12 protein-coding genes are annotated in these 12,434 nt (G+C 54.4%); 4 read left to right on the top strand and 8 right to left on the bottom strand.

Annotation, left to right across the window (positions count from 1 at the left end; genetic code table 11):
* From wecB to B3V69_RS05170, 6 genes are all read right to left on the bottom strand, one after another.
* The coding region (gene wecB, locus B3V69_RS05195; RefSeq protein WP_296444430.1) for a non-hydrolyzing UDP-N-acetylglucosamine 2-epimerase at positions 1–953 on the bottom strand (953 nt) is incomplete at its 3' end.
* Entirely contained in the window at positions 950–2,056 is a 1,107-nt protein-coding gene (locus B3V69_RS05190; protein ID WP_296444428.1) for an XrtA/PEP-CTERM system-associated ATPase, read from the bottom strand. The genes wecB and B3V69_RS05190, both read right to left, overlap by 4 nt.
* 3 nt (positions 2,057–2,059) lie before the next feature.
* Complete coding sequence (locus tag B3V69_RS05185; protein WP_296444426.1) at positions 2,060–3,667, bottom strand: TIGR03016 family PEP-CTERM system-associated outer membrane protein; 1,608 nt, start codon at positions 3,665–3,667, stop codon at positions 2,060–2,062.
* A complete protein-coding gene (locus B3V69_RS05180; protein WP_296444424.1) occupies positions 3,648–4,544 on the bottom strand; it encodes an XrtA-associated tyrosine autokinase in 897 nt (298 codons plus the stop codon). Before B3V69_RS05180 ends, B3V69_RS05185 begins: the two co-directional genes overlap by 20 nt.
* A gap of 7 nt (positions 4,545–4,551) precedes the next feature.
* Complete coding sequence (locus B3V69_RS05175; protein WP_296444422.1) at positions 4,552–6,126, bottom strand: XrtA system polysaccharide chain length determinant; 1,575 nt, start codon at positions 6,124–6,126, stop codon at positions 4,552–4,554.
* 80 nt (positions 6,127–6,206) lie between these two features.
* Positions 6,207–6,776, bottom strand: coding sequence for an XrtA/PEP-CTERM system exopolysaccharide export protein (locus B3V69_RS05170; protein WP_296444432.1), 570 nt, complete (start codon positions 6,774–6,776; stop codon positions 6,207–6,209).
* 344 nt (positions 6,777–7,120) lie between these two features.
* Here B3V69_RS05170 and B3V69_RS05165 point away from each other — a divergent pair, with 344 nt between their 5' ends.
* Complete coding sequence (locus tag B3V69_RS05165) at positions 7,121–7,582, top strand: low molecular weight protein-tyrosine-phosphatase (protein WP_296444420.1); 462 nt, start codon at positions 7,121–7,123, stop codon at positions 7,580–7,582.
* A 27-nt stretch (positions 7,583–7,609) separates the two neighbouring features.
* Here B3V69_RS05165 and B3V69_RS05160 read toward each other — a convergent pair whose 3' ends face one another.
* Positions 7,610–8,617, bottom strand: coding sequence for an NAD-dependent epimerase (locus tag B3V69_RS05160; protein WP_296444418.1), 1,008 nt, complete (start codon positions 8,615–8,617; stop codon positions 7,610–7,612).
* Between the two features lie 37 nt (positions 8,618–8,654).
* Complete coding sequence (locus B3V69_RS05155) at positions 8,655–9,014, bottom strand: PilZ domain-containing protein (RefSeq protein WP_296444417.1); 360 nt, start codon at positions 9,012–9,014, stop codon at positions 8,655–8,657.
* 349 nt (positions 9,015–9,363) lie between these two features.
* Between B3V69_RS05155 and B3V69_RS05150 the strand changes: the two genes are divergently transcribed.
* The 3 genes from B3V69_RS05150 to B3V69_RS05140 form a co-directional block, all read left to right on the top strand.
* Positions 9,364–10,959 (top strand): FAD-binding oxidoreductase, encoded by a 1,596-nt coding sequence (locus tag B3V69_RS05150; protein ID WP_296444415.1) that lies wholly within the window; start codon positions 9,364–9,366, stop codon positions 10,957–10,959.
* 236 nt (positions 10,960–11,195) lie between these two features.
* A complete protein-coding gene (locus B3V69_RS05145; RefSeq protein ID WP_296444413.1) occupies positions 11,196–12,095 on the top strand; it encodes a PEP-CTERM sorting domain-containing protein in 900 nt (299 codons plus the stop codon).
* Between the two features lie 85 nt (positions 12,096–12,180).
* Positions 12,181–12,434 (top strand): hypothetical protein (locus tag B3V69_RS05140; RefSeq protein ID WP_296444411.1); only part of this gene is annotated, 254 nt, incomplete at its 3' end.

Here is a 12,434-nt window from a genome sequence, read left to right as displayed (position 1 = left end):
GGCACACCGAGTGCCGTCGTTTCTTCCTGCAGACCACCCGAGTCGGTCAGCACCATTGTGGCTCCCGCCATTAGCCCCAGCATTTCAAGGTATCCCTGCGGTGGCAATAAAACCATGCATGCGGGATCAATCAAATGCATCAAATCAAAACGCTCGATATTGCTGCGGGTGCGAGGATGCAGAGCAAACACCAGCGGCACGCGAGTTGCAGTCTCACTCAGCACCCCCAGCAAAGCACGAAGGGTTTCAGGATGATCTACATTGGAAGGACGATGCAGGGTTACCACGCCATAGCCTCGTGGATGGCTTAATACCAACGGATTGACATTGCAGGCTTGCAGGGTGTCCTTCGCGCTGCGGGCATTTGTTCGACCAAAAACCACGGAGTCAATCATGACGTTACCTGCAAAACATACACGGCTTGACGGTATGCCCTCCCGCGCCAAGTTATCTTCAGCAGTGCGTTCCGTGGTGTAGAGTCGGTCAGAAATCTGGTCCGTGAGAATACGGTTTATTTCTTCCGGCATGGCGCGGTCATAGCTGCGTAGGCCAGCTTCGATATGCATCACCGGAACGCCCTTTTTGACTGCGACCAGAGAACAAGCCAACGTTGAGTTGACATCCCCCACCACCACCACGCATGAAGGCTTGTGTGAATCGACAATCGGTTCAAATCTGCGCATGACTTCTGCCGTCTGAATGGCGTGCGTGCCAGACCCCACTTCCAGATTAACGTCCGGCAGCGGTAAGCGCAGATCGTCAAACAGTCGATCACTCATGTCTTTATCGTAGTGCTGGCCAGTATGCACCAGCAGCACAGGCAGTGGTGGCGCGTGTGCCGCCATGGCCCTGAGAATGGGGGCGATCTTCATGAAGTTGGGCCGCGCACCCACCACGCACACGATAGGGCCCCAATCAGCGACTGACGTTTGCTCAACCATCTGAGTGCTCATTGACTGCTCTCCTGGCTTGGCTTTCTGACAGCCGCGACGAGTTTTTGCAGCATGACCAGAATTTCGAGATTAATTCGCTCCAAGCGAAGCACGCTTCGCTCCAGACGTCTCAATCGACCGTCGTATTGCTCGACGCCCAAACCCTCAATTTGATTGGAAATTGCGCCCGCCAAGCCTGGGGTGATCTGCAATTTCGCCAGATCAATATCAACTGATTCGGTAGTTGTCAGACCTTGAATGCCTGAATCATCCCACGCAGAACGATCTCCCAGGGCCTTATTCGCGGGGACCGTCGCCTCATCGTGAATTTCGTTCACCACCTCGCTGACATCTTCAAGGCCAAAGGCGTCTTTGTTGCCCAAAAAACCAAGCAACAGCACACGGTCACAAATCAGGTTGATACGGCGCGGGATGCCCCCAGACGCTTTGTATATGGCCTCGAAAGCGGCCGAATCGAAGGTCGGCCGACCAGACGCTCCTGCACAGTTCAAGCGATGTTCAATATAGCCCCGCGTTTCTTCCAGATCCAGCGGCCCGATGTGACAAGTAGCCGTGACGCGCTGCCTGAGCTGCTGCATGGTGGGGCTTTGCAAAATGACACGAAACTCAGGCTGCCCAACCAGAAATGTCTGCAACAGTGCTTGCTGTCCAAACTGAAAATTTGACAACATGCGCAGCTCTTCGACTGCCCGGGATGTGAGGTTTTGAGCTTCGTCAACAATCAGCAAGCAGCGCTTGCCTTGACTTGCCTGGTTGACCAGATAAGCCTCAAGTGCCATCAACAAGTCGGCCTTTGAAACATCTTTGACCCGCACACCAAAAGCGGCGCCCACCAAGCGCAGGGTGTCTTCGGCATCCAGTTGTGTGGTAACTAGATTGGCGGCCACAACCTTGTCGGGATCCAGGCTGGCAAGAAGGCCCCGAACAATGGTAGTCTTGCCCGCCCCAATCTCACCCGTGATGACAATGAAGCCTTCGTGTCGTTGCACACCGTACTCAAGGTACGCCTTGGCGCGTCGATGCTGCTTGCTGCCGAAATAAAAGCTGGGGTCAGGATTAAGCTGAAAAGGCTTACTGCTTAAGCCGTAATATGCTTCATACATGGGTCAGAACTGCACATTCAAACTGCCGATGATGGCGTTTTCGACATAAGGCGACGTGTCGCTGCTGGAAACGACATGACGAAGCCCCACCGAAACTGTGGCCCGCTTTCCCACCTTGCCTGTGACGTTGGCGTTGAGCGATCGCAAGGTCGTCGCCTGCAGGCTCAAATCCCCAGATGTGTTTTGCTGCGACGCAAGAATACTCAACGAATAATCGGGCGTTAGGCGATGTGCGTAACTGACACTGAAACCGCGCTGTCGAACCAACGAAGACGTAGTAAAGTCATCTACGCCCGTCGACAAAATATCGAGCCGACTGATCTCGCCCCGCGTGGCAATAAACGTTATTGTGTCTCGAACACCAAGCAGCGCAAACGACAAGTCTTGCCGACGTTGCAATGACACTGCCGACGTCAAAACGCTGCTGATGACACTTGTATTGGGGCTGACACCATTGGCTTGCAAGAACGCATTGACCAACTGCGCGCGTGCAAGGGGATTGGGTTCAATCGATGCAAACTGGCTAAACAAGATATCGTAGATGGATCCGAGACTTGCAAAACCAATTTGGTTTGGCGTTACTACAATGTCTTTTGAATCGGTATATGTCCACGCCGTGCGTGCGGTTCGGTGCGCAAAATTCAGGCTATGAGCATCGCCAAATGAACGGTGGCTCAAGGATGCTGACAACTTGGTCATCTCCGATGGAGACCAGTTCATCCCAAAGCCGCTGGTGTCATAGCTTTGCTTATCGAAGCTTGTGTAATTATTGGCTTCACGCCCTGCATTTGCAGACACGATGAATTGGGGCGTAACCAAATAGGATAGGCCCAGATTGAGACGATCAGCTTCAGTCGGGCGACCGGCGCTGTAATTGACATCTTGCTGGCTCGCGTCTGCCGACCAGCCAAGATTCCTGAAGCTACTGTCACCACTAATCTTGACGATGCCATCGCTCGTTGCCACGTTTGATCCCGCAACCGCATCGCTGCTTGTGACCGTCCGAGTGTATCGAGCCTCATAGCTGACCAAACCGCCCAATCGGCCGCGCACATAGGGTGAAAGCCGATAGTTGGAAACCTCGGCCCGATTCGCGTTGATGGATGTATTGTCGATCGACTGCGTGCCAAAGGCAGAAACAGCCTGCTGCGAAATGGCGCCACTGAAATCGACAAAAGCCCAGTGATCAACCATCTCCAGCGTACCGAACGTATTGAGCCCGTTTTGATATTGGGTGCTGTCGGGTGATGAGCTTTGTGCATACATCACATTACGCAAGGAATAGTCAAAAAAAGTCTTGAGCTTTGCACCGTTAATACTGATGCGGATGCCGGCGCTGGTTTCAGTAATCTGTTCCGCTTGTTGACCGGTACTGGTCAGGCGCACGTTATCCGTCAAGGTCTCGGTGATCGAGACACGCGGCACAATGGACACTCTCGTTTCCGGACCCGCGCCTGATACGGCCTCCTGACCATAGGCACCCGCCGATGCCATCACCAATAATCCTGCTACTGGAACTCCAGCACCACGAATTCGGAGAGTCAGCCGAGACAGCGGACTACGCATCTTGACCACTTGACGGCGGAAACAATCAGGCTTGCTGCTGCTCATACCCGTACCCGTACCCGTACCCGTACCCGTACCCATACCCCGGCTTGGGAATGTTTCTTGCCTGATTCAGCAACATCAATTTGACAGGGCACGCCTCAATCGTGGCCAACGCTTGAGCAACATCTGACTGCAAAGTCTTTTCAGCCTGCACCACCACAACGATCTGACCCATATGGGAAGCCAGTACCCGGGACTCTGTGGCGAGCAGAAGCGGCGGCGAATCAAACACAATGATCCGGTCAGCATAACGTGTGGCCATATCATTCAACAACCGGATCATCGCGTCGCTGGCCAACAGTTCGGTGGCACGCGCATGGGGTGTTCCACTCGGTAATATGGTGAGCTTGTCGACGCTTGTTCTCAACAGCATGTCAGACAAATCCTTGGACTCGTCAAGCACCAGATCGAGAAGACCGGGCCCCGTCGGTAGGCCAAGTACATTCATCACCGACGGTCGGGCCACGTCAGCGTCCACCAGCATTACCGTGTAATCCAATTCAGTGGCAATGCTCATCGCCAGATTGATGGCGGTGAACGTCTTGCCTTCGCCAGGCAACGCGCTGGTAACCATTATCAGATTGCCATTGGCAATTGCCGATGCGCCTTTTCCCATGGCGTTACTGATCAGTGGCCTCTTGATCACACGGTATTGATCTGCAATTTGGGATCGCGGCGCATTGGGGCTGACAATGCCCGCTAGCGCAAGTGCATCCAGATCAATTTCAACACGGCGGGACAGAGCGGCGGGCTGCGCCTCTATCACGGGCGTCTTAGCCACCCCAACCGTCGATGCGGCTGGCGGCATTGTGGGCATGTCAGCACCGGCTTGGCGAAGCTGTTCCAGGCGCTGCGCCGCCTGCTCGATCAAGCTACTCATATTTGATTCATCCTGCGCGCCCAGACATCAGGGAAAAAATGATCATCCCTGCAACTAAAACACCAACCAACCCACCTGAAGCACCTAGAAACTTATGCAAGTCAGATTTTTCTTTCAAGGCAACCCCTTCGCCCATCACCAAGGTAACGACACCAAGCAAGGGTAAGCCAACCACATCCCTAAGGGAGCGCGCATCATAAAAAACGGCACGCAATTGACTGGCGACGAAAGCCGTCGCTAGGCCCGCACCCACTGCGGCCAACAAGGCCAGAGGTAGCAGCAACAGTCGGTTAGGAGCCACCGGATTGGGCGACGCGCGCGGTGGGTCTATCAAACGGAAGTCTGCAATACCGGCGGCACTCTCCAGATCGCCTGACATCATTGCAGACTCTCGGCGGGTAACAAGGTCGTTATAGTTTTTCTTGTTGATCTCGTAATCACGGTTCATCTGGGCAAATTCAGCTTCAATTTTCGGGGCTGTTTTCATCAACTCACGAGCCCGATTAAAGCGTGCCTCATACTCACCAACCCTTGCTCGCAGAGATGCAACTTGCACCTCTGCGGTGGCCAACATGCGATTGAGTTCCTGATAGGCCAAGCTGTTGCTCGAACCCGCCGCCGGATTGGCCATCGCTGTTTTGCGCAATTCTTGCACCTCTTTCAGCTTGAGCGCCTCGAGCTCTTTGATCAAACGCCTGGCTCCGACAACATCGGGGTGCTGCTCGGTAAAGCGCTGCAGCAGCGCATCGAGATTGCGCCGCTGCGCTTCAATGCGCCCGTCAATCTCAGGCGTCGAAATCGACATGGCTGACTCCTGAAGAAGACTGCGCGACGTGATATTCGCGTTTTGCGTCTTTTCGGCGTCCAACTGGCGCTTTGCCGCGTCGCGCGCGTTTTCTGCCTCATGCAATTCCAATCGGGCTTGACTCAGCTGGCTGCTCACGGCGCTGATTTGCCCAGCCATGTCTTTACCGTCGGCGGTTTGAAGCTCAATGTTGCGCACCTTGAAGTCCTTCAAACGTGCTTCCGCATCTTCGAGCTTCGTCACGTAGCCCTTAATCTGCTCATCGATAAATTTCCTGGCCGTATTGGAGTCCTTGCGGGTGTCTCCCAAGCTGGATTCAACAAAAATTGACACGAGAGACTGGACTACTCTTTTCGCTTTTTCGGGGCTCGTATCGCGATACGACAGCACGTAAAGATTATCCCGACCCACATTCTTGATTTCAAGCGTTTTCATCAGCCCGTCAATCAGCGCATCTTGCGCGACCTTGGATTGGCTTTTCAAATCAAGATCTGCCATGCGAATGAGCTTTTCAATATTGGGGCGGCTGATGAGAGTCCGACTCAGCATCCCCACCTGTTGATCGACATTGGGCTGGACCGCCAAGCCCGACATCAAAGGCTTCAGAATGGACTGGGTGTCTACAAAAATACGGGCTGTTGCCTCGTATTTGTCAGGCACTGAAAGCACTACGACAGAACCGATTCCGGTGACCAGCCAGGCAACCAGCAGGCCCAGCCAGCGATGCTTCCACATGCCTTTGGCAATAGGGGATATTTGGCTTATCAGCTCATTCATCGGATAAAGTCTTTGTAGTCAGGGTTTGAACGCTGCCAAGCCCTCATCAAGCCAAGCAGCAAACATAAATGAAGCAATCCTTAAAACCAGCCTTGCGGAATGATGAGGATGTCACCGGGTTTCATTTCCACATTGGCAGATATGTCACCGCGCTTGATGAGATCTTTGAGCCGCACGGAATACCGCTTGTCACCTTCTGAGGCACGCGTGATGGAAGCCCCGTTACCATCGGCAAAGTCGGTCAACCCACCCACCGCGATCATCACGTCCAACACAGTCATTTTTTGCTTGTACGGCAAGGACTGAGGTTTGGTGGCCTCGCCGACGACCCGAATTTGTTCACTATAGGGGCCAACAAAGCTGGTAACGATGATCGTCACGACCGGATCGCGTACCAATTTACTTAACGCCTTTTCGACGTCACGGGCGATCTCGACAGAGGTCTTGCCTTGAGCAACGAGCTCATCCACCAGTGGCGTTGACACTTTGCCATCCGGACGAACTGGAACAGACAAGGAAAGCTCAGGATTGCGCCAAACGATGATGTTGAGCGTGTCCCCGGCGCCAACCACATAGTTGTACGCCGGTGTCGCCGCGGCAATCGGTGCCGGGGGATAGGCGGACGAATATCCGGCACATGCGGAAATCAGACCGACCAAGGAACCAAGCGCGATCCAACGGAGCGCGATTTTGATAGCGATGTAATAATTTTTCAAGACGTATCCCCATATACAAGTTGAATGTACCCGTTCGGCGCGAGACCAAAAAATACAGCTCGTCTGCTTAAACGGTCAAGTGCAAATCGTGCGTTGTAGTCTGCACTGAGCCGCTCTAAATAGCTTGATATTTCTCAAGAGACTTGTAACCGCGTCGCAGGCTTTACCAAGATTAAAATTATAGAGGTCGCTTTCTCCCCTATTTGGGCAAGGACTCACATGCACAGGGAGCCACCGGGCTGAACGTTGGGATTGTGACCGCAATAAAATCAAACGCTATGACAAACTTGTTGATGGTGTGCATGGGCAATATTTGCCGATCTCCGATGGCACAATCCGTCGCCCATAGGCTGGCTGCCGATGCCGGGCTTTCGCAGCAATTGAAGTTTGATTCGGCTGGCACCCATGCTCACCACCTGGGCGAGCGACCCGACTCGCGAGCTCAGGCTACGCTAACGCGCCATGGGTATGACGTGGGACGCAACCGTTCACGCAGAATTACTCCGCATGATTTTCAGCACTTTGACTTGATTTTAGCGATGGACGGCAGCAATTTGGCCGATCTGCGGCGACTGTGTCCGCCAGAGCATTCCAGCAAGTTGCGATTGTTTCTGGATTTTGCAGTAGATCTGAATGAAACCGAAGTGCCTGACCCCTATTACGGTAATGCACAAGGGTTCGAGCGAGTGCTGGAACTGTGTGAGGCTGGTATCAAGGGGTTCATCAAGCAAGGGACGTAACAATGGCGGTCTTGGACGATGGTCAAGCTACACCCTGTAATAGTCACGGTACCAGGCCACAAAGCGGCCAACGCCTTGCTCAATGCTGGTGCCGGGAACAAATCCGACCCATTCGTTCAAGGCGTCGGTATTGGCATAGGTGGCGGGCACATCGCCAGCCTGCAAGGGCAACAGGTTTTTTTCGGCTTTTCTACCCAGCGCCTCTTCGATACAGGCGATGAAATCGAGCAGTGGCACCGGATTGTTGTTGCCAATGTTGAACACCCTGTAAGGCACATTGCTGGTGGCCGGGTCGGCGTTGACAGCGTCATAGGCGGGATTGGCTACCGCAGCACGATCCAGTACGCGAATGACCCCTTCGACGATATCGTCCACAAAAGTGAAGTCTCGCTGCATTTTCCCGTAGTTGAAAACGTCGATCGGGCGCTCCTCCAAAATGGCCTTGGTGAACAAAAACAAGGCCATATCGGGTCGACCCCAGGGACCATAGACAGTGAAGAAGCGCAGACCGGTGGTAGGCAGGCCATACAGATGACTGTAGGTGTGGGCCATCAATTCATTGGCCTTCTTGGTGGCGGCGTACAAGCTGACCGGGTGATCCACGCTATCGTGTTCGGAAAACGGCATTTTGGTGTTGCCGCCGTAAACACTGGAACTTGACGCGTAAACCAGATGCTGAACTCGTGTGTGGCGACAGCCCTCCAGGATGTTCGTAAAACCAACAATGTTGCTGTCAATATACGCGTGCGGATTTTGCAGGGAATAGCGCACTCCCGCTTGGGCGGCAAGGTGAATGACGCGATCAAATTTTTCAGCGGCAAAGAGCTGGGCCATCCCCTGCCGATCGGCCACGTCCATTTTGATGAAGCGAAAACCCGCGTGGGGCGTAAGCCGATTAAGGCGATTTTCTTTAAGGGTGACGTCGTAATAGTCGTTGAGGTTGTCCAGCCCAAACACCTCGTCCCCGCGCGCCAGCAAGCGCAGTGCGGTGGTCATGCCAATGAAGCCCGCCGCCCCCGTCAATAGTATTTTCATAGCCCGATGTTCGATACCTAGTCAATTCGGACCGATCTTAATGTATGCCAGCCTTGACGCTTGAGTTGGCGTCAATGACTTCCGCGGCATCGGAAAAAAAGGAACTCAGTAGCTTGGCGGCGATGCCCAACACACCGTCATTGCGACCCACTCGAACCACTTCGCCCTCGCATACCAGCTTTAGCCTCTGACCCCGAACATTCACCTCAACCGTGAAGTTCACGCGCGGACCGGGCTCTTGCGTCGTTTCAGTTTCGAAATAAATGCCGCTCGCACTGATGTTGCGGGTCAAACCCTGAATGCCGCCGATATCGACAGGCAACTCGGTATCGAATCGATCAGCGCCCCGCTCATATTTCAAATTTGACGTTTTGCTTTGAGTTTTTATATGCTTCATGGCTCAACAACATCAGCGATCACGCTACGAAAAACTGCAATATCCGACGCGGTGCAGGCGAGACTAGTCAGCCACTAAGCAAGCATGAACTGTGCCTGGAGCGACCAAAAACTCAGTAGCCGTGACAAATCAACAACTTGCAGCTATTTATGGATGCACCCGGTATTGACTTGAGTCAAAAATTACACTCATCTGTAAATCAATCCGACACTGCCCTGCATCGCAGGACGCAGCAGTGACCCGACTCAACGCTAGATTCACAGTGGCGCGTAACATCTGCTATTGATTCAACAATAAAACTGGCGTAGCCAGTAGACTGATAAAGTTGAAACAAACCAGGGAGTTCGCAATGGATCTACCGTTGGCCATCAATCAGTGGCAAACGCTCCTCGGAGCGTCGCAAGTGCTGCTCGGCGAGGCCGTCGTGGCAGCTTACGGCGCCGATACGACCGGCGCGCAAAGACACATTCCGGCCGCCCTGCGAATCGAAGACAGTACCAGCCTGCAAGATGTCATGCGTATCGCAGACAGGCATCAAGTACCGGTTTACCCCATCAGCACAGGGAAAAACTGGGGCTACGGCGCGGCCCTGCCAGCGCGTGACGGCTGCGTCATCCTTGATTTGTCAGCCCTCAAGAAGATCATTGCTTTCGACGCCGAGTTAGGCGTGGTCACGCTGGAGCCGGGTGTGACGCAGGGCATGCTGGCTGACTACCTGGATACTGGAAATCACCCCTACCTGGTACCCGTCACTGGCGCCGGGCCCAGCTGCAGTCTGGTTGGCAATGCACTGGAGCGCGGCTATGGCGTCACACCCCATGTGGACCACTTTGGCGCGGTGACCGACCTGGAGGCCGTCCTGCCAGATGGCAGCTTGTACCGCACCGCGCTGAGGGAGGCCGGAGGCGAAGACCTGGCACGGCTATTCAAATGGGGCATTGGCCCGTATTCAGCCGGGCTTTTCACACAAGGGGGGTTTGGCATCGTGACCCGCATGTCCATCGTGTTGTCACGCCGACCCGAGTGCGTCAAAGTCTGCTTTTTTAGCTTGAACGATGACGCCTTGCTGGAGCCCGCCGTTGCAGCCATTCGCTCCACGCTCACCAAACTGCCGGGCACCTTGGGCGCCATTAACCTGATGAACCAGCATCGGGTACTGAGCATGTCAGCGCCGTTTCCGTCCAACCAGTTGGGCCCGGATGGCCTGATTCCTTCCGCCGTGATTCAGCAACTGGGGCGACAGTACCAGATCATGCCGTGGACCGCTTTTGCCACACTGTACGGAACCAGGCGGACCGTGGCAGCGGCACAAAAAGAAATGAAAGCGGCGCTGTCTGGCGTGGCCAGCCGCATGTTGTTTCTCTCACCGGGCCGGGCAAAGACCCTGGCCAAAATTGCAAAATGGATTCCTGGCGCCGCAGGCAAACGCCTGGTCAACATGACGGCAACGCTGGCGCAATCGTTGGAGCTGGTCGCGGGCCGCCCGAACGAAACAGCGATGCCGCTGGTCTACTGGCGCAACCCGAAAACCCAGAAAGGCCTTCTGAAAAACCCCTCACGCGATGGCTGCGGCCTCATGTGGTACGCCCCGCTGGTGCCCATGCGACCGGTCGGCGTCCGTGCTTATGTGGACATGGTGAAGCGGATTGCAACCCAACACGGCTTTGAGCCCCTGATCACCTTGACATCGATCAGCGACAAATTGTTTGACAGCACGGTACCTCTGCTATTTGAACTGAATCAACCCGCGGCCCTTGCCGCCGCTCAAGCCTGCGACAAAGAGCTTTTGGAGACTGGCCGGGCAAATGGATGGTTTCCGTACCGAGTGGGGGTCAACACCATGCAGACACTGGCGGCCCTGCAAACCGACTCCAGGACGTTCCACAGCCGCCTGCGCAAAGACCTTGATCCACACGACCTGATGGCGCCCGGGCGTTACCGATAACGAGTTTGGGCTCCTCACTTCTGGATTCACACCGCGTCTGTCAGCTATTTTTACAGTTGCGCCCCATAAGGTTCGCCATTCTCCCGCAGCAGCCCACGACAATTTAAAAAATCCTTTGATTTCAATAACTTGCAGTGACCCACCAAAAGTTGGCACACAATATGCATATTGACAGGGCGCCAGGCGATTTGCCTTGCTAAGTTAGTACCCAAACTTAATCCCTCAAGGAGTAAATCATGAAATTAAAGCTTCTCACCCTTGCGCTTGGCGCTGCCGTAAGCTTCGGCGCTGCGGCGGTTCCAATTCTGAACCTGACCCCCCCCGCTGGTTGGGACGGCAGCTACTCGATCAAGTTGGCGGGTTATGAGTCATTCACAAGCGGTCTCGTTGCGGGTAGTGAAAACTTCGGCGCCTTGAAAGTCACTTCGATTTTGGATGGTTCGGGCAACCACACCTTATGGACTGATGGAACGGATGGGTTGGAACTTACCGGTGTGTTCAGCAACATCGCAATTACCAACGTGTTTCCTGGCTTCGGTGGTTCCGCTCGTGTGCTTTCGAGCGGCGGCTTGGCAAGCTTCTTTCTCAACCCGTTTGGTTCACTTCTTTCCACCACCGCTAATGTGGGTTTTGGACAGGGGCTTGGCGGTTATGCAGCCGCAGGCTGTGCTGTGAACACGACTTGCTACAACGGCATTTCAAATGTAGCCGGGGGTATCTCATTGCTTACTGCGATGTGGGTGCCGGGCGTTGATGACTTGCTGGGCCCACCGTTCGATACCACAACGACTGTTGATGGCACTTTTACTGCCACTTCTGTCCCGCAAAGTGGTTTCGCAGCGGGCTATTTATCGGTGTTGACGGAAGCTGCTGGTCAACCTAACTTTGACACAAATGGCTTTACTTTCATTAACAATGATCCGGCAGATATGCGGACAAATAACACGTTTTGCACGCCGGGCGCTGGTTGTAGCGCAACAGTAGCGGACGCGGGTGGTTCCGCTGCGAGGGGTGGATGGGCGTTGCGCATTGACGACCCAGTCAACGGCTTTGTTGTGCCCGAGCCAGGCTCCCTCGCTTTGCTTGGCGTCGGCCTCTTGGGTTTAGCGGCCTCGCGTCGTCGCCGCAATTCCTGATTTGAGTGAACACCGCAAACGGCCTCTTCGGAGGCCGTTTTTTTGTGATTGACAAACCAAGGCGGTGTCAGGTATTTTTACAGCCATGTTCAAGCTCCTCCCTCTCCTGCTGCAGATCCCCGCCGCCCTCGCCATCATTGCCTGGGTACCCGGCAACCTGGCCAAGCTGGCGGCGTTTCTGGTGCTGTGGGCCGTGACGTTCCGCAAACTCAGCAAACCGGAGGCTATTTTCTACTTGGGTGTGTGTGGCTTCTTTACCGCCATGAACGCGATGTCCTTGAAACAAGGGATATTTGCCTTCACCACACCCGACGTGCTGGGCATGCCGGTGTATGAATT

This window comes from Rhodoferax sp. UBA5149, assembly GCF_002413825.1.
GTDB lineage: Bacteria > Pseudomonadota > Gammaproteobacteria > Burkholderiales > Burkholderiaceae_C > Rhodoferax.
This window is presented reverse-complemented; position numbering and strand designations above follow the sequence as displayed.